Origin of the sequence: Streptomyces sp. NPDC005774, from assembly GCF_042871645.1 — a bacterium.
In the GTDB taxonomy this organism is placed as follows: Bacteria; Actinomycetota; Actinomycetes; order Streptomycetales; family Streptomycetaceae; genus Streptomyces; species Streptomyces pratens.
The window spans coordinates 1-18,083 of sequence record NZ_JBIAIV010000063.1; the positions used below are offsets into that span (position 1 = coordinate 1).

The 18,083-nt window shown below is 69.3% G+C and carries 14 protein-coding genes and 1 pseudogene; 5 read left to right on the forward strand and 10 right to left on the reverse strand.

What is annotated here, in order from left to right; translation table 11 throughout:
• The first annotated feature begins 181 nt into the window (after nucleotides 1-181).
• The gene (locus ACFYQA_RS34525; RefSeq protein WP_388926548.1) at nucleotides 182-1,099 is read left to right on the forward strand and encodes a TIGR04222 domain-containing membrane protein; all 918 of its coding nucleotides are present in this window, start codon (nucleotides 182-184) and stop codon (nucleotides 1,097-1,099) included.
• 514 nt (nucleotides 1,100-1,613) lie between these two features.
• On the opposite strand, the gene hemQ is transcribed toward ACFYQA_RS34525, so the two are convergent.
• Nucleotides 1,614-2,345 carry a hydrogen peroxide-dependent heme synthase gene (hemQ, locus tag ACFYQA_RS34530; RefSeq protein ID WP_332431545.1) on the reverse strand — a complete coding sequence of 244 codons (732 nt, stop codon included), beginning with the start codon at nucleotides 2,343-2,345 and terminating at the stop codon, nucleotides 1,614-1,616.
• Between the two features lie 5 nt (nucleotides 2,346-2,350).
• Nucleotides 2,351-3,810, reverse strand: a pseudogene (gene hemG / locus ACFYQA_RS34535) (protoporphyrinogen oxidase).
• A gap of 156 nt (nucleotides 3,811-3,966) precedes the next feature.
• Here hemG and ACFYQA_RS34540 point away from each other — a divergent pair.
• Nucleotides 3,967-5,025 carry a DUF4349 domain-containing protein gene (locus ACFYQA_RS34540; RefSeq protein WP_388926551.1) on the forward strand — a complete coding sequence of 353 codons (1,059 nt, stop codon included), beginning with the start codon at nucleotides 3,967-3,969 and terminating at the stop codon, nucleotides 5,023-5,025.
• A gap of 22 nt (nucleotides 5,026-5,047) precedes the next feature.
• Entirely contained in the window at nucleotides 5,048-6,523 is a 1,476-nt protein-coding gene (locus ACFYQA_RS34545) for an FAD-dependent oxidoreductase (RefSeq protein ID WP_388926554.1), read from the forward strand.
• 39 nt (nucleotides 6,524-6,562) lie between these two features.
• Here ACFYQA_RS34545 and ACFYQA_RS34550 read toward each other — a convergent pair whose 3' ends face one another.
• Nucleotides 6,563-6,949 (reverse strand): hypothetical protein, encoded by a 387-nt coding sequence (locus tag ACFYQA_RS34550; RefSeq protein WP_388926557.1) that lies wholly within the window; start codon nucleotides 6,947-6,949, stop codon nucleotides 6,563-6,565.
• A gap of 132 nt (nucleotides 6,950-7,081) precedes the next feature.
• Here ACFYQA_RS34550 and ACFYQA_RS34555 point away from each other — a divergent pair, with 132 nt between their 5' ends.
• Nucleotides 7,082-7,903, forward strand: a complete 822-nt coding sequence (locus ACFYQA_RS34555) for a rhomboid family intramembrane serine protease (RefSeq protein WP_388926560.1) — start codon at nucleotides 7,082-7,084, stop codon at nucleotides 7,901-7,903.
• A gap of 258 nt (nucleotides 7,904-8,161) precedes the next feature.
• On the opposite strand, the gene ACFYQA_RS34560 is transcribed toward ACFYQA_RS34555, so the two are convergent.
• The 4 genes from ACFYQA_RS34560 to ACFYQA_RS34575 form a co-directional block, all read right to left on the reverse strand.
• A complete protein-coding gene (locus ACFYQA_RS34560; RefSeq protein WP_388926563.1) occupies nucleotides 8,162-9,247 on the reverse strand; it encodes an integrase core domain-containing protein in 1,086 nt (361 codons plus the stop codon).
• A 116-nt stretch (nucleotides 9,248-9,363) separates the two neighbouring features.
• A complete protein-coding gene (locus ACFYQA_RS34565) occupies nucleotides 9,364-10,446 on the reverse strand; it encodes a tartrate dehydrogenase (protein ID WP_388926566.1) in 1,083 nt (360 codons plus the stop codon).
• A gap of 163 nt (nucleotides 10,447-10,609) precedes the next feature.
• Nucleotides 10,610-11,515, reverse strand: coding sequence for a LysR family transcriptional regulator (locus ACFYQA_RS34570; protein ID WP_388926569.1), 906 nt, complete (start codon nucleotides 11,513-11,515; stop codon nucleotides 10,610-10,612).
• A gap of 74 nt (nucleotides 11,516-11,589) precedes the next feature.
• Nucleotides 11,590-12,516, reverse strand: coding sequence for a fumarylacetoacetate hydrolase family protein (locus ACFYQA_RS34575; protein WP_388926572.1), 927 nt, complete (start codon nucleotides 12,514-12,516; stop codon nucleotides 11,590-11,592).
• A 132-nt stretch (nucleotides 12,517-12,648) separates the two neighbouring features.
• Between ACFYQA_RS34575 and ACFYQA_RS34580 the strand changes: the two genes are divergently transcribed.
• Nucleotides 12,649-13,146 (forward strand): FadR/GntR family transcriptional regulator, encoded by a 498-nt coding sequence (locus tag ACFYQA_RS34580; protein ID WP_388926575.1) that lies wholly within the window; start codon nucleotides 12,649-12,651, stop codon nucleotides 13,144-13,146.
• A 383-nt stretch (nucleotides 13,147-13,529) separates the two neighbouring features.
• Here the strand turns inward: ACFYQA_RS34580 and ACFYQA_RS34585 are convergent, their stop codons facing one another.
• The 3 genes from ACFYQA_RS34585 to ACFYQA_RS34595 all read right to left on the reverse strand — a co-directional run bounded on the left by ACFYQA_RS34585 (nucleotide 13,530) and on the right by ACFYQA_RS34595 (nucleotide 17,794).
• A complete protein-coding gene (locus ACFYQA_RS34585) occupies nucleotides 13,530-15,029 on the reverse strand; it encodes an aldehyde dehydrogenase family protein (RefSeq protein WP_388926578.1) in 1,500 nt (499 codons plus the stop codon).
• 30 nt (nucleotides 15,030-15,059) lie between these two features.
• Nucleotides 15,060-16,088: a zinc-binding dehydrogenase gene (locus tag ACFYQA_RS34590; protein WP_388926581.1), complete on the reverse strand. Its 1,029-nt coding sequence runs from the start codon at nucleotides 16,086-16,088 to the stop codon at nucleotides 15,060-15,062.
• A gap of 308 nt (nucleotides 16,089-16,396) precedes the next feature.
• A complete protein-coding gene (locus tag ACFYQA_RS34595) occupies nucleotides 16,397-17,794 on the reverse strand; it encodes an MFS transporter (RefSeq protein ID WP_388926584.1) in 1,398 nt (465 codons plus the stop codon).
• Nucleotides 17,795-18,083 lie beyond the last annotated feature (289 nt).

An 18,083-nucleotide genomic window follows, 5' to 3' on the forward strand; every position in this document is an offset into this window, starting at 1 on the left:
TCGTTGGTGCTGGCCACCTGGGCACTACTCCTTCTCCGCCCTCGACTCAATGAATCATCCAGTATGCCTGACTCGCACTACTTTGACAGAGAGGGAACGGAACATCACATGCAGACAACACTCCGTCCGGATGGTGAACAGGGCATGGTGCTTCCGGGACCGTGTCGTTTACAAACAAGTCATGCTCTGGGTGCTCCTCCTGCTCGTCTCATGGGCCGTCGCCGGCGTCGCGTGCACACGGTTGTGCCTGGCCGCCGTCCGCGCGGCGGCCGTCCACGACGTGGGGACGGCCGGCGACGGGGGGCACGATCTGACGCTGTACGAGACGGCGTTCCTGTCCGGCGGCCCTCGGCGGGTCGCCGACGTCACCCTGGTCGCGATGGCGCGTCAGCACCGGCTGCTGCTGGCCCGCACCGGCTGGGCGACCGTGGTCGACCCGCTCGGGCGGGACGACATGGAGCGGTCGGTGATAGGGGTCATCGGGCCGGAGGGCCAGTCCCCCATCGCCCCGGTGCGGGCCGCCGCGGCGACGACGGACGCGGTGCGCGGCCTCGCCGACCGGCTGGAGCGGGCCGGACTGGCCGTGCCCGACGGCGCGGCCACGACGATCACCGACGGCATACGGCGGGTACGGATCGCCGCGCTGGCCGTGGCCGGACTGGGCGCCACCGCGCTGCTGTTGCCGGCCGCGTCGTACCTGCCGCGCCATCTGGTCGCCCTGTGGTTCGCACTGCCGCTGACGCTGACTCTGGGCTGCCTGGTCATCGCGCGGATCGAGGTCCCCCCGTACGCCCTGTGGGCCTCTCCGGCCGGCCGGCGTCTGCTGGGCCCCCTGCCCAGGGCCGGAGCGCACGCCACCGCCGCCGGCGACGACCGTACGTACCTCACGTCGGTGGCCGTGCACGGCATCCGCGCGGTCGGCGAACCGGATCTGCGTGCGGCCTTCGCACACCACGAGCACCACGAGTACCGCGAACACCACCCGGGCCACGCTCCGGGGCACCGTCCGGGCGACGCCTCCGGCCGTCATCGCGCGCGGGGCGACCCCGGTTCCGACCCTGGTTCCGACCCCGGTTGCGGGGGCGCACGGGAGCACTGACGGCGACACCCGCCGGCGGTGCTTGCCCCGCCCCGCCCGCCGGACGAAGCGTCCCTCGGGTCGACCGCCTCGGTCGCCGTGCACCGGGGGGAACACGACGAGAACTGCCGTCGCCCACGCGGCCGCCGGGTCTCTGCTGCTCACCGCGCCGGCCGTCGCGCCTGGAGCTGCACCGGCGGCTCACGGGGTCGGCGCCGGTGACCGAGCGGGACACCGGTACGCATGGTGTCGCCGGCGGGTCCAACGCCTTTTTGAATCCTCCCCTCCCTGATAGGGAAGGGGATTCCTCACCCGGCGTGAACGCCGGGGCCTCTCCGCAAGAAACAGGTGCACGGCCACCTGGAGGCGTATCTGCTCACCGGCCCGGTCCCGGGGCGGCGCGCGTCCTGCGCACCGCGCCCGGAACCGGCACCACGGACGGAACCGGCACCACGGACGGAGCCGGAGCCGTCTGCGAAGACGGAGCCGTCCGTGGAGCCGTAGCCCCGGCCTGATCAGGCCCGGTCACTGTTGCTCAGGCAAGGCCCGCGACGAGTTCCGCGATGTCCTTGCGGCGGCCCGTGTAGAACGGGATCTCCTCACGGACGTGCATCCGCGCCTCGGAGCCGCGCAGGTGCCGCATGAGGTCGACGATGCGGTACAGCTCGTCGGCCTCGAAGGCGAGGACCCACTCGTAGTCGCCGAGCGAGAACGAGGGGACCGTGTTGGCGCGCACGTCGGGGAAGCCGCGTGCCATCTTGCCGTGGTCGGCGAGCATGCGGCGGCGGTCCTCGTCGGGCAGCAGGTACCAGTCGTAGGAGCGCACGAAGGGGTACACGCTCACGTACGCGCGGGGCTCCTCGTCGGCGAGGAACGCCGGGATGTGCGAGCGGTTGAACTCGGCGGGCCGGTGCAGCGCCATGTTCGACCACACCGGCTCGAGGGCCCGGCCCAGCCTGGTGCGGCGGAAGAGGTTGTACGCCTCCTGGAGCTGGTCGCTGCTCTCCGCGTGCCACCAGATCATCAGGTCGGCGTCGGCGCGCAGACCGGAGACGTCGTACGTGCCGCGGACCGTGACGTCCTTGGCGGCGAGCTGGTCGAACAGCTCCTGGACCTCGTCGGCGTACCCGGCGCGGTCCTCGGGCAGCACGTCCTTCAGCTTGAAGACGGACCAGAGGGTGTAGCGGATGACCTCGTTCAGGTCCTTGGCCAGCTTGCCCTTGTTCGGGATCCGGTCGGGTGCGGGGGTGGTGGCGTCGTCGCTCATGTCCCTTATTCTCCTGCTCCTCCGTGGAGGGTTTTCACCGGGTGGCGGTGACGTCCCGCACGTCGTGCGGGAGGTCACCGTGGATCTGGTCGGCGGCGTCGTACGCGCTCGCGATGCACGCGGGGATACCGACGCCGTCGTAGGCCGCGCCGCACACGGCCAGCCCCGGGTGGGCGGCGAGGTGCTCGCGGACGCGGGCCACGCGCGCGTGGTGGCCGACGGGGTACTGGGGCAGGCCGTCCTGCCAGCGGGTGACGCGGGTGGCGACCGGGGTGGCGTCCAGGCCGGTGGCGGCCGACAGGTCGTGCCGGGAGACCTCCACGAGGCCGGCGTCGTCGCGGCCGAGGATCTCCGTCTCGCCGTGCCGGCCGACGGAGGTGCGCAGGATGGTGAGGTCCGGGTTCTCCTCGTCGATCCAGCCCCATTTGCGCGAGGCGAAGGTGGACGCCTTGATGGTGCGGCCGTCGACCGGCGGCACCAGGAATCCGCTGCCCTCGGGGAGATCGGTCTCCGCGCGGCGGTAGGCGAGCGTGATGAGCGCCATGGAGGCGTACTCGACGCCGGCCAGCTCGGCGGCGGCGCCGGGCGCCTCGGCGCGCAGCAGCCGGGCGGCGGCCGGGGCGGGTACGGCGACGACGACCGCGTCGGCGCGCAGCTCCCGCTCTTTGGTGACGACCCGCCAGCCGCCGGCCGGCTCCCGGCGCAGTTCGGTGACCGGGGTGCCGGTGCGGATCTCCCCGCCCCGGGCCCGCACCGACTCGGCGACGGCGAGCGGAAGGGTGCCCACGCCGCCCTGGATGCCCATGAACACCGGTCCGGTCTGCCGCGCGGTGGCGGCCCCGGCCTGGATCTCGCGGACGCCCTCGGTCAGGGAGGTGTGCGTGCGCGCGGCGTGGAACAGCTGGGGGACGGCGGAGCGCATCGAGATGCGGTACGCGTCGCCCGCGTACACCCCGCCCAGCAGGGGCTCGACCAGCCGGTCGACGACCTCACGTCCGAGCCGGGCCGCCACGTACTCGCCGACGGCGACATCGTCGCCGACCTCGGTGCGGGGCAGCTCGGCGTCCTGGCCGATCCGGGCGAGGCCCTCGTCGGAGAGCACCCCGGCCAGGGCGGCGGCGGTGCCGGGGACACCCATGACGTGCCCCTTGGGCATGGGGCGCAGGGCGCCGCGGGTCCACAGCGACGCGGTCGCGGTGGCCGGGGGCCGGAGCCGGTCGGTGAGGCCCACCTCACGGGCAAGGCTCACCGCCTCCGGGCGGCGGGCCAGCATCGACTCGGCGCCGAGGTCCACGCGCGCGCCCGCGATCTCGCCGGGCAGCAGCTTGCCGCCCACCCGATCCGAGGCCTCCAGCACGGTCACCCGTGCCCCGCGTCCGAGCAGCCGGTGCGCCGCGGCCAGTCCGGCGATGCCGGCCCCCACGACGACGACCCGCTGCTCCGCACCCGTGTGTGATCCGCTCATGGCTCCACCCTCTCAGATGCCGTCGGCGGTCCCACCAGGGCCATACGGCCCTCCCGAGTCCCTACCGTGACCGCTTCGGGACCATTCCGCGCCATCGTTCCACCGCCCTCCGGCGTCGAAGGAACGTCAATGGTCACGAACCCGGGGGGAACCCACATGCGCACACGACGATCCGCACGGCCGGCACACGCCATGACGGGCCTGCTGCTGGCCACAGCGCTCGCCCTGGCCGGATGCGGCGGCGCGGGCTCCAGCGCCGACTCCGATGCGTCCGACGGTAAGGCCGCCGTCGCGCCGGCCGACGCCCAGGGGGGCACCGAGGAAGGGATGAAGGAAGAAGCGGCGCGGGACGGGGCCGCCGGCAGCTCGGCGGACGGCTCGGCGGACGGCTCGCGGGCGACGGCGCCGCCCGCGGACAGGAACGCCGCCACGAGCCATATCATCCGCACCGCTTCGTTGACCGTGCGGGTGAAGGACGCGCCGACGGCGCTGGCCGAGGCCCGCACGACCACCGAGAACGCGGGCGGCTACGTCGGCGACGAGAACACCCGTCAGGACGAGGAGGGGCACGAGCTCACGCGCGTGGTGCTGCGCGTCCCCGCCGAGAAGTACGACAAGGTCCTGGCGGACCTCGAGGGCTCCGGCGAACTCGTCGAACGCAGCGCGAAGGCGGAGGATGTCACCGACCAGGTCGTCGACGTCGAGAGCCGGATCAAGACGCAGCGCGCCAGCGTGGTCCGGATCCGCGAGCTGATGGACCAGGCCACCCGGCTCAGTGACGTGGTCACCCTGGAGGGCGAACTCAGCACTCGCCAGGCCGACCTGGAGGCCCTGCTCGCCCGGCAGGCGTCCCTGAAGGACCGCACCAGCCTGGCCACCATCACCCTGACCCTGTCCGAGACGCAGGTGGAGCGGAGCACCAAGGACGACGACCCCGGGTTCCTGGACGCGCTCGCGGGCGGCTGGGACGCGTTCGTGACCATGCTGCGCTGGCTCGCGGTGGCGATCGGCGCGGTGCTGCCGTTCGCGGCTCTGGCGGCCCTGCTCGCTCTGCTGTGGCTGAAGGCCGTACGCCCCGGGCTGTCCCGCCGCACACGGCCGGCGCCCGCGTCCCCTTCCGTTCCCACTTCCTCGCCCGTTCCCGCGGCCCGGCCCTCGTCCGCGCCCGCGTCGGCCCGGACCCCGGACGAGGCCCCGGAGCCGGATACGAAGTGACCGGTCCCCGTAACGTGGTCGTATGACCACGAGCACGAGCACAGGGACGAGCACGGACGCGGGTACGGGCGCGGGCGGCAGCGCGGGCCCTGCCGCGAGGGGACCGGAACGCCTGGTGGTGATCGGCGGCGACGCCGCGGGGATGTCCGCGGCGTCGCAGGCGCGCCGGCTGAAGGGGCCGGACGAGCTGGAGATCCTGGCGTTCGAACGCGGGCGCTTCACGTCCTTCTCGGCCTGCGGCATCCCCTACTGGGTGGCCGGTGACGTCGCCGAACGCGACGAGCTGATCGCCCGCACACCCGAGGAGCACCGCGCGCGCCATATCGGCCTGCGGATGCGCACCGAGGTCACGGAGATCGACCCCGACCGGGGACGGGTGCGCGCGCGGGACCTCGATTCCGGCATCGAGTCCTGGACGTCGTACGACAAGCTCGTGATCGCGACCGGCGCACGGCCGGTCCGCCCGGAGCTACCCGGTATGGACGCCGACGGTGTGCACGGGGTGCAGACCCTGGAGGACGGTCAGGCCCTGCTCGACACACTGGAGCGCACGACCGGCCGCCGCGCGGTGGTCGTCGGCGCGGGGTACATCGGCGTGGAGATGGCCGAGGCGATGATCAAACGCGGTTACGAGGTGACCGTCGTCAACCGCGGCCGGGAACCCATGGCGACCCTCGACCCGGACATGGGACGCCTGGTGCACAGGGCGATGGAGGGTCTGGGCATCACCATGGTGAACGATGCCGAGGTCACCGAGCTGCTCACCGGGGACGACGGCAGGGTACGGGCCGTGTCCACGGCGGACGCCGAGTATCCGGCGGACGTGGTGGTGCTCGGCATCGGAGTGCGGCCCGAAACGGCTCTCGCGCGGGCGGCGGGGCTGCCCCTGGGCGAGCACGACGGCCTGCTCACCGACCGGTCGATGCGGGTCCGCGGGTACGAGAACATCTGGGCCGGCGGCGACTGCGTGGAGGTGCTCGACCTGATCTCCGGGCAGGAGCGGCACATCGCGCTCGGCACGCACGCCAACAAGCACGGCCAGATCATCGGCTCGAACGTCGGCGGCGACTACGCCACCTTCCCGGGCGTTGTCGGTACGGCGGTCAGCAAGGTCTGCGACCTGGAGATCGCGCGCACCGGTCTGCGGGAGAAGGACGCCCACCGCGCGGGACTGCGGTTCGAGACGGTCACCATCGAGTCGACCAGCCGCGCGGGCTACTACCCGAACGCCTCCCCCATGACGGTGAAGATGCTCGCCGAACTGCGCACGGGCCGCCTGCTCGGGGTCCAGATCGTCGGCCGGGAGGGCGCGGGCAAGCGCGTCGACATCGCGGCGGTCGCCCTCACCGCCGGGATGACGGTGGAGCAGATGACGATGCTGGACCTGGGCTACGCCCCGCCGTTCTCCCCCACCTGGGATCCGGTTCTGGTGGCGGCCCGCAAGGCCACCGCGAAGATCCGTGCCACGGCGGGACGGCCGTCGCCGCGTACGTCCTGACAGCCCGCCCTGACAGCCGTCCTCCCCGCGTGGTCCCGCCTACCCGGTCCCGTTGATCCGTTCGATCGCCTGCCGCGCCTGCTCCGCCGGAGGCCGCGCCTGCTCCGTCGCGGGCCGGGGCGGCAGGGACGACACGGAGGCACTGGTACCGGCGAAACCGGCCGCACCGGCGCTCCCCGCCCCCGCGCTCACGGCCGCCTGCGGCTGTTCCCCCGCCGGCTTCGCGTGCGCGGCGGCGGCCCGCGCCGAGCGCAGGCGGTGACCCACCGCCTCGTCCAGCGTCACCGGCCGCTTCATCTGGGAGGCGAGCCGCCCCGCCTCCTGGCCGAGCCGGGCGACGTCCTCCCAGGAGAGGCGCACCACGAGCGTGAGTTCCGCCTCTCCGTCCGGCAGCGCCTGCATCGCAGCGGTCACTCGGTCGTTCATGGCCCGTTCCTCACGTCGGCCCCACGGCCCCTTCCCCGCGCCGCAGGCAGTTGGGAAGGAATACGCGGGGCCGGACGGCGGTGTTCAGCGGGGCGCCGGATTCACCGGCGGTGGCAAGGGCACAAGTGGGACGTGGTCATCCCCGTTCATGACGTGAATCCGGCACGACGCACCCCGTGGGTCACCTACGCGCTGCTCGCCGCGAACTTCGTCGTCTTCGTGTTCTTCACGCCCGGTGTCGTCGGCTCGCTGACGGGCAGCGGGAGCAGTCTCGCGGAGCTGTGCGATCTCCAGGCGTTTCTGGACCGGTACGCGGCCGTGCCGCAAGAACTGATCCACCACCGGATGCCGCGCCTGGTGCCTACGGGCGACACGGGAGTGGGCCCGCAGGGGCCGGGATGCGTGGTGGGGCCGCCGGGCTACGAAAAGTCGCCCGAGCTGAGCGTGCTCACGGCGATGTTCCTGCACGGCGGCTGGCTGCACCTGCTGGGCAACATGCTCTTCCTGTGGATCTTCGGCAACACAATCGAGAATCGCATGGGCCATGTGCGATTCCTGCTGTTCTACGTGGCCTGCGGCTATGCGGCCGCATACGGATTTGCTCTCACGAACCCGAACGCCACCACTCCCCTGATCGGCGCCTCGAGAGCCGTCGCCGGCGTCCTCGGCGCCTACCTGGTGCTCTACCCGAGGGCACGGATCTGGATCCTCGCCCCCTTCCTGGTCTTCCTGCCGCTGCGGCTGCCGGCCTGGCTGGTACTGGGCTTCTGGTTCGTTTTGCAGGCGTTCTACTCCACCGGCGAGGCCGTCGCCGAGGCGGGCACCGTGGCGCACCTGGCCCACGTGGTCGGTTTCGTCGCGGGCATGCTGCTCGTCTGGCCCCTCAAGCCGGGCACTCCCCCACCACCCGAACCGGGCGGCATCCTCTTCGGACGGCAGGCGCGACGACCCTGATAGGGCCACGCGCCAGGGGCCAGGCAACGCAAGGGAAACCGGAACGGTTTCACATAAGCAACGTTTACACCCCGGGGCCGGCCGTCGATTGTTGAACGATTCAACCACCTGCATATTTCGCCAGATCTTTGAGCCTCTGGCAGGGCTCACGCTGACCCATTGCCGACTTTCCTGACACGCCATCAGGCAAGAAGCGCCCCTCTGGGGGCCTCCCGCTCCGAGCCCATCCTGTGCCGTTCGGATATTCGTCTCTGCTGGTCAAGCCACGTATCTGTATTCGCTGATCAGGCCGCCGAGAACACGGCTGCGGAGGAGTCGCGTGGTGCTCAGGTCGGTGACCGGTGCAGGCTGCCGTTCGGCGAGCGGTGGCAGTTGCCCTCGGGCCTGATGTGGGCGATGCCCGTTGTAGTGCCGGGCGTACTCGTCGAGCACTCGCCGGGCATGGGTCTCGTTCCAGATCAGCACATGGTCGAGGGCCTCGCGCCGCAGGGTCCCGATGACCCGTTCACCGTGCGCGTTCATCCGTGGGGATCGCGGCGCGGTCCTCAAGATCTCGATGGTCTCGGACTCGAAGACTGCGTCGAAGGAGTCGGCGTACTTGCCGTCCCGGTCCCGGACCAAGAAGCGCAGGGCCTCGAGGCGCACGCTCAGATCGACGGCGAGGTTGCGAGCCTGCTGCACCGTCCACTGCGCGGTTGGGTGAGCGGTGACGCCGGCGATGTGGAGCCGGCGAGTGCCGTGCTCGAGGAAGACCAGCGCGTAGACCCGGCGGAGACCCACCAGGTCGATGTGCAGGACATCGCAGGCGATGATGCCGTCGGCCTGCGCCGTGAGGGACTCTCGCCACGTGAGCCCGCCTCTGCGGGGCGCAGGGCCTGCGCCGACAGCGGTCAAGATCTCCCATACCGTGGAGGCGCCGACCTGATGCCCGAGCCGGGCGAGCTCGCCTTGGATCCTGCAGCAGCCCCGGCGAGGGCTCTCTGCGGCCGGCCGCAGCACCAGCTCCTTAATCGCCTGCGCGGTCCGTGGTCGGCCGGGCCTGCTCCGGCGCCTGCTGTAGTCCCACCTGCGCGCCACGAGCCTTCGGTGCCACGCGAGCAAAGTCCCCGGCGTCACCGGGAACACGTTCGCCCACCGCTGCCGGGGTATCAGCGAGGACAGCGCCGCGAACCACAAGCGGTCCACCGGTTCGTAGCGCACCGGACGCGCGAGCTGTCTGCGCAGCACCGCGTTCTCGGGCCGCAGGACAAGAAGCTCGGCGTTCTTGGCCGCCTCCCGACGCAGCAGCACTGCCGGGACCGACAGCAGCTTCCGTATCACCTGATACACCAGCGAGACAATCACCCGAGGCATGGTCCCAGCGAGCCCTCAAGCATCGCCAGACCCCCTGCGAGCTGCAGCGACGCGTTTCTGAACGGCACAAGCCCAGGACGATCGGAGAGTGCGAGCAGTCCGCGATGTCAGCTGTCCAACGCATCGATGAGCGCCTTGGTGACGTCCTCGGTGGAGGCGGTACCGCCGAGGTCGCGGGTGAGGATGCCGGCGCCCGTGGTCTTCTCGATCGCCTTGTGCAGGCGTGCCGCCTGCTCGGGCAGTCCGAAGTGCTCCAGCATGAGTGCGGCGCTGCCCACGGCGCCGATCGGGTTGGCCAGGCCCTGCCCGGCGATGTCGGGAGCGGAACCGTGGACGGGTTCGAACATGCTGGGGAAGCGGCGCTCGGGGTTGAGATTGGCACTGGCGGCCAGGCCGAGACTGCCGGCCAGGGCGCTGCCGAGGTCGGAAAGGATGTCGGCGTTGAGGTTGGAGGCGACGACGACCGACAGGTCCTCGGGGTGGAGGACGAACTTGGCTGCCATGGCGTCGACGAGGACGCTCTCGGTCTCGACGTCAGGGTAGTCGGCGGCAACGCGCTTGAAGACGTCGTCCCACAGGACCATGCCGTACTGCTGGGCGTTGCTCTTGGTGACCGAGGAAACCTTGCGGTGGGCCCGGGTGCGGGCCAGGTCGAAGGCGAAGCGCATGATGCGTTCGCAGCCCACCTCGGTGAACAGGGCCGACTGGATCGCCACTTCACCGCCGTGGCCACGGCCGGAGAGGTTGCGCCCGCCCAGGCCGGCGTATTCGCCCTCGCTGTTCTCGCGGACGACGACCCAGTCGAGCTCGGTGGTGTCGGCCTTGCGCAGCGGGCTGGTGATGCCGGGCAGGAAGTGCACGGGGCGGACGTTGGCCCACTGGTCGAAGTTCTGGCAGATCTTCAGGCGCAGGCCCCAGAGGCTGATGTGGTCGGGGACGGTGGGCCAGCCGACGGCGCCGAAGTAGATGGCATCGAAGTCCTTGAGCTGCTCCAGACCGTCGTCATCGATCATTTTGCCGGTGCGCTGGTAGTAATCGCAGCCCCAGGGGAATTCCTGCCAGTCGAAGAGGAAGGCTCCGTGGGAGTCGGCGGCCAGTGCGTCCAGCACGGCACGGCCGGCGCCGACGACCTCGGTGCCGACGCCGTCGGCGGGGATGGCGGCGATGCGGAAGGTTCGGGTCTCGATCACTGGGAGCCTCCGGCTGTGCTGGCGAACGCCCCTGGTCAACTGAGCAGGGGCGGAAGAGCGGTTCAGTGCCTTCGAGTCAACACGCCCATCTTCAGAAGCGTCCAAGACGTGCTTCCGATCCGTCTTATAGGAACCATCGATCGGTACTGCGGCCGGAAGCCTGTCACGCCGGAGTGCTTCTGGAGCGTTGTAGAGACAGAGCGCGAGTCAACTCCAGGAACGCCTGCGCACCTGGGGTCAGGTGGGAAGGCAGGCTGATCATCGCGACGTGCAGGTGCGCGGTGGGTTCGAGGGAGGCGACCACCAGCCCGCACCGGCGCGCCAAGCGGTTCCAGGAGGCCGGCAGAACGGCTATACCGACCCCGGCGAGCACCAACGGGAGGATGGAGGTGCGGTGGTCGACGACAGCCACGATCTCCGTGCCTCCGCTGCGGGCAGTGACCTCGTCGACGATGGTCCGCATCAGGCTTCCCGAGCGGGAGGCGATCATTTTCTGGCCGGCGAGGTCCTCCGGGCGGAGGACGGCTCCGTCTTCGAAGTCGCCGTCGGCTGCCGCCACGACGACGAACGGCTGTTCCTCCACGGCAAGGACGTCGATGCCGGGGGCGGTGATGGCTGTGGCGGCTCCAAGCAGTCCGAGCTCGCAGGCGCCGCTGCGGACCAGGTTGATGGTCTCCTCGGGGGTGAACGCGGCACGGGCGGCGATCGTGACGGACGGGTGCAGCTCGGTGAACCGGTGGATCAAGGTGGTCAGGGGTTCGATGCCCGGGGACGGCATGGCCGCCACTTCCACGGTGCCGCCGCCCAGCCCGGCCAGGGCCGAGGCCTTCTGCCGTACGGCGTCCAGGTCGCGCAGCACTCGGCGGCTGGGTTCGAGAAGTTCCGTGCCTGCGTCGCTCAAGACCACTCCGCGGCCCGTGCGGTGGAAAAGAGACACTCCCAGTTCGGCTTCCAGGTTGCTCATCGCCTGCGACAGCGACGGCTGCGCCACGTGGAGTGCGGCAGCGGCCTTGCTGAAACCACCGTGCTCCACGATGGCGAGGAAGTACCGCAGTTGCCGAGCGTCCATCCCGCCCCCTTCCAGCTCGCATAGGGCGACCTATAGAGGATGCGCCCTGAGACCACAGGCGTGCCCTGGCCGACCTACTCGACGAACAGCTCGGCGCCGGCGGCTACCTGCGGGCGGTCGCGGCCGACCGCGGGGCCGATGGTGTTGGTCAGCTCGCCCAGGCCCGGGGCCGAGACGACGACCTGGTCGCCGGTGGTGAGGTACTTGGGCGGGTCGAAGCCGATGCCGACGCCGACGGGGGTCCCGGTGGCGATGACGTCCCCGGGCTCCAGCGTGATGCCGGCCGAGAGGGTCTCGATGATGGTCGCCACGTCGAAGATCATCTGGGAGGTGCTGGCGTTCTGGCGCAGCTCGTCGTTGACGCGGGTCTGCAGTCGCAGATCGCGGATGTCGATCTCGTCGGCGGTCACGGCCCACGGCCCCATCGGGCAGAAGGTGTCCAGTGACTTGCCGATGAACCACTGCTTGTGGTCGCGCTGCAGGTCGCGGGCGGTGACGTCGTTGACGAGGGTGTAGCCCCACACGTAGTCCATCGCCTCGTTCCGGCTCACCTTCGAGGCGCGCCGACCGACGATGACGCCGATCTCGCCCTCGTAGTCCAGCGCGGAGGTGAGGTCGGTGTGCGGATCGACCACGTCGCCGGAGGCGATCACGGAAGCCGCCGGCTTGGTGAAGACGACCGGGTATTCCGGCACGTGCTGGCCGTCTGGGGAGCCGGTCGCGTCGAAGCCGCTCTTGGCGAACTCCGCCGCGTGCTCGAAATAGTTGCGCCCTACACAGAAGATGTTGCGCGCCGGCACCAGGGGGGCCAACAGCCGCCCGCCGACGGCCCGACTGCCGATCTCCAGGCGTCCCACGCCCCTGGGGCCTGCGTCGATGATCTGCCGCAGGTCGCTGACGGAAGCGCCGGTGTCGGCGAAGCGCACCTCGCGGCCCGTTCCGTGTTCGTCGACCGCGCATACCCGCACGCCGTCCTTGCCGTGAACCCTTGCGAAACGCACCACATCTCCTGAGTTGATATGAACCAATACTTAAGATCGGTTCGTACTGGTAAGCATAGGTTCGTTCTTTGGTCCGGAGTCGGCCGCGCCGCGGTCCGCGCCACCCTGCAGAACCCGGAGGCCCGCGGAATCGTGCTGCGCCACGTCGACCGCGGCACCTTCATCGCTCCGAACGAGACCGCCCGCCCCAAGACATCCGGCCACCAACCAAGTCCCGCCGAGATCATGGCCTCGCGCCTGGTACTGGAGCCGAACCTGACGCCGCTCGCGGTCGCCTCCGCCACCGGCGCTGACCTCGAGGAAATGGAGCGCTGCCTGCACGGCGGCGAACAGGCCTCCAGCTCCGAAGAGTTCGAGCGCTGGTACGCCGCCCTGCACCACAGCTTCGCCGTCGCCACGCACAACACGGTTCTGATCAGTACCAGTTCGATGCTCCTCGACACTCGCCACCAGCCCATATGCGGCAGGTTGAAGCGCCGCAGTTTCAGCACCGAGCGCCACCGCTGCCACTGCACCGAACACGAACAGATCGTCACCGCCGTCCGCGAACGAGACCCGCAAGCCGCCCGTGACACCATGCGGGAACATCTCCACCACGTACGCCGCGTCCTGCTCGGCAACCACTTCTGACACGGCAGCTGTGGTTCCGGTGTCTGCGCTGGGCAGCTGCCCGAGCGCCCCGGGACCGCGCCCGTGGTTCGGCCGCGTGATCACGTAGCGGGTCCGTCCAAGGCAGTCGCCTGACCGGACCCGCTCCGCGAGCCGTGAGGCAGTCCGACCCCGGTCGCGATGGTCTTCGCCTCTCGGAGGCCATCCTCGCCCCTCGGTTCGCTCGGCCGTCGTCCTGCTCCGGCACGGTGTCACCGAGCGCTCGGGGTCGCCCTCACCGCCCATGTTCCGGGCCAGCGGCGTGCGCCCGCGCAAGACGGCGTCCACGGCCCGCAGAAGACGGTCGTGGACCTTTGTCCAAGGTGATGCGTCGTTTTTTCCTGCACACACGTCACCCCGTCCGGTCACAGTTCCATGTAGACACTCTTGGTGTACAGGTAGGTGTCCATATGTGCAGCACTCCCCTTGGAGCCATACCCACTCAGCTTCGTTCCACCGAATCCGACCAGCGGATCGATGTAGCCGTAACAGTTCACCCACATCGTTCCTGTGTGCACGCCGTGGACCACCCGAAGAGCAGTGGACAGATTCTGTGACCACACCGCTCCCCCGAGACCGTAGTCGCTGTCATTGGCGATAGCGATGGCCTCGTCCACGTCATCGAACGGCAGAATCGACAGAACCGGGCCGAAGATCTCTTCGCGGGCGATGCGCATCTCATTGGTCACGCCACCGAAGACGCTCGGCTGCACGAAGTATCCGTTCTCGAGTTCACCCCCGATCCGTTGGCCGCCGTAGAGCAGTTCGGCCCCTTCGTCTCGGCCGACATCGATGTAGGACAGCACCTTGTCCAACTGGGGTTGGGAGATGACCGGGCCCAACGTAGCGGCGGCGTCCAGGCTATGCCCGACCCGCAAAGTCTCCATGAACGCCAGCAGCCGCTCGGTGAACTCATCGACGATGGGCCGCTGAACCAGCACCCGAGTGCCGGCGAAACAGATCTGACCGGAGTTGGCGAAAACCCCCATCGCGGCTCCCGGCACCGCCTTGTCCAGGTCCGCGTCCGAGCACACGATGTCCGCCGACTTGCCGCCCAGTTCCAGCTGCAGCTTCTTGATGTTCACGGTGGACGCCTGGATGATGCTGCGGCCGGTCTGAGTCGATCCGGTGAAAGCGATGCGGTCGACATCGGGGTGGGCCGCCAGCGCATGGCCGGCTTCCTTGCCCAGACCGGTGACGACATTGATGACCCCCGCCGGCACTCCGGCTTCGTGCAGGATCTCGGCCACCCGCAGCACCGACAGAGAGGCGTCCTCGGACGGCTTCAGCACGGCGGTGCACCCGCTGGCCAGAACAGCACCGATGATCCAGAACTGACTGTTGAGCGGACCGTTCCAGGGAATGATTCCGCCGATGACCCCGACCGGGGCTTTCAACGTCATCGTGGTGACGTTGCCGGGGATGCCGTTCATCAGCGTCTCACCGGTGATAGTGGTTGCCTGAGAGGCGAAGAACGACACCATCTTCATCAAGGCGGGCTTGGTGCTGCGCAACCTCGAGACTGGGGCGCCCATGTCCATGGCCTCGATCTGGATCAGTTCCTCGAACCTTTCGTCGAGGACCTGGGCGATGCGCGTCAGCAACGCCTGGCGCTCGTACGGAGTCCAGGTGCTCCACTGACCTTGAAACGCCTTGCGTGCGGCGAGGACCGCGCGATCGACGTCGGACTGATCGCCGGCAGCAAGCCGCGCCAAGACCTCACCGGTCGACGGATTGACGGTGGTCAAAGTCTGCCCGGACGCGGCCGGGACGCTCTGGCCGTCGATGAGGAGACGGTGCTCCTCCCGGGACAAAAAACTCTGGGCCTGCTCGCACAGAGCGAAGTTCTGCTGAGATGTGGTCACTGCTTCCCTCTCCTGACCTTCGACACTCCGTCAGTCGAAAACGAAGACGCCCTTGCCGATCTGGCGTCGATCGAACAGTTCGTAGGCCCGCTCCGCCTCGTCCAGCCGGAACTCGTTCGTGAACAGCGACTCCACGTCCAGGCCGCGCTCAGCCACGAACAGGGCGCACTCCTCCTGCAGGTTCTTGCTGAAGGTGAGCGAGCCCACGACGGTCTTCTGCAGCTGGATGAGTTCCTCGCTGTCCAACTCGATCGTGCCGAAGACTCCGACCATGCATGCGGTTCCCCAGCGCCGGAGTGCCTGGACCGCTTGACGACGCACGGTGGCGTTGGCGCTGCATTCGATGGACTTGTCTGCGCCTTCGCCGTTGCGTGTCAGTTCGCGCACGGCGGTCACGGGGTCCTGCTCTCGTGCGTTGACGACATGGTCGGCGCCGAACTGTTCGGCCATCTCCAGCCGCGAGGGCTCGACGTCGATGGCGATGACCCGAGCACCGAAGGCCTTGGCCAGCATGGTGCAGCTCAGGCCCACGGGCCCCTGTCCGAAGACCGCCACGGTCTCGTCGGCGGACAGGCCGACCCTCTTGATCGCTCCGAAGGCCGTTCCGGTGCCGCAGGAGATGGCCGCGCCGGTCTTGAAGGAGAGTGAGTCGGGCAGGCGGATGAGCGTGTGTGCGGGGACCTTCAGGAAGTCCGCGTGTCCACCGTCGCCGTCCAGCCCGCCGTACACCGTGCGCGCGTTCGGGCAGTACTGCGTCCAGCCCGAACGGCAGTACCGGCAGGTGCGGCACCCGTCGTAGTGGTGGACCATGACCCGGTCTCCGACCTTGGCCTCGCTGGGGCGCACGGCGTCCCCGACGAGCTCGACGACTCCACACGGCTCGTGCCCTTCGATCACCAGCTGAGATCCGGTGCGCAGTGGGCCGTGGAGGTGGTTGAGGTCGCTCCCGCACATGCCGGAGGCCTTCATGCGGACGACCACTTCGTCCGGCCCGGGCACCGGGTCGGGGTACTCACGGATCTCGAGCTTGCCCTCACCCAGGAAAACAACAGCTTTCATGTCAACGATCCTCGATAGGCAGGAGGTGGACGGCGTCGACGACGCCGCGTGTGTGATGGCCGGCAGCAGGTTTGTTGCGCCGAAGCGCCCCTCCGAGAGGGCAGGCGCTCCGGCGGCTCGCGGCACCCGCTGCCGACGACAGCACCCGTGGGACCCGCGCGGCCCGGCCAGCCGGGCCGGCAAGGCCGGCCCGGCTGGCCACGGGCATGGTCGACGGACGGGTTCGGCCGTGCGAGCCAGGCCGCCGAGCCGCGCGAGATGAGCCCGAGAGCGATGGACCGGAAGACGAATCCGAGTCTCGCTGTGTGTCATGCGTGGCTCTGGGTCCTTTCGGGCACATCATCGGTGTCACCGTTCGAGACGATCTGCTCCAACGTCTCACGAGACGTGTCCACACCGGCGACGGCGTAGAACAGGGTCACGGCGACGTACATGCCCGCGAGGGTCAGGATCACCCCGAGGAGGCCATAGCTGGAGAACAGCCACAGGACGATGAAGGGGGAAAAGATCAAACCGATGCGACCGACGGTCTGAGCAAAGCCGCCGCCACGGAAGCGGAAGGCGGTGGGGAAGAACTCCGGGACGGTTCCCAGACCCAGGGTCAGGAACGACGAGACCGTGGCGACCAGAATGAAGCCGACGGCGATGACCAGCGCAGGCTCTCTCATGAACGGGTAGATGCTGCCGAAGAGCGCCGAGAGCGTCCCGAACATCACGAGGCTGTTGCGCCGTCCGAGGCGGTCGACGACGAACATGCACAGCAGCGGTCCCGCGACAAAGCCGGACATGATGGCCGCGTTGAACCCCAGGGACTTCGACACGGTCATCCCCTGCTCCACGAAGAACGTGGGCATCCAGCCGGTGACGAGGTAGGAACCGAATAGGGAGGTGACGGTCAAGACCAGAGCCATCAACGTCCGTCGAATGACAGGGCGCGAGAACAGCACCGTGATCGGCACCCACTCGGCCTTCTCGTCCGCTGCGCCGGCCGCCTGGTGCGCGACCGGAGTCGGGCTGACCTGCTGGCTCGAGACGCCGGACTCCCTTTCCATCCGCTGGATGACGGCCTCGGCTTCCTCGTACCGCCCGCGCGACTCCAGCCAACGCGGGGACTCCGGCATACCCCGGCGCAGCCACCAGACGATCAGCGCGCTCACGCCCCCGATGACGAACATCGCGCGCCAGGAAAACGCGGGAATGACCACCCAGCCGAGGAGCGAGGAGAGCGAGACACCGAGCCCGCCGAAGAGTCCGAGCAGACCCAGGTACCGGCCGCGGCGGCCGCGCGGAATGAACTCGGTGATCATGCCGTAACAGATGACGTACTCGGCCCCCATCGCGACGCCCATCACGCCTCGCAGAGCGATGAGCACCTCCATCGAGGGTGCCATCGCGCAACACAGAGCGAGGACCCCGACGATCGCCAGGTTGAGCTGGAAGGCGAAGCTGCGCCCGAACCGATCGCTGAGCCAGCCGGCGAAGGACGCTCCGATCGCGAGGCCGGCGAACGTGACCGACAGGAAGAGCGAGTTCAGCTCGAGCGTCGAGAAGCCGGCGGGCAGCATCGATGCCAGCACCGAGGCTGAGAGCGTGTTGTCGAACGAGTCGCAGAACATGCCGAGGCTGACCAGCAGCGCGAAGCGCCGGTGAAACTTGCCGACCGGCATATTGTCGAGCCGCTGGCCCGCATTGATGTGCTTGTTCATCGACCGATACCTCTCGCTCGTGCCGGGCCCGAGGCGTGGCAGGAAGTGGTGGGGTCCAGAGGGCTAGCGGAAAGCAGGGCCCATTCCGGGATGGCTCTCGTGACACGAGCACGGCCGGCCGCGCCGGGAACACGCCTTTCGCAAGAATTCGATCGCCATTGTCCGATCATGCGTCTGACTACCTTTGACTTGGTGTTCGATGCGCAACGGCGCGAACACGATGATGTGCTGGCGAACCGCTCCTTCACGGGGGTGAACCGTGTCGATCAAGATGAACGGCCGGCTCCGC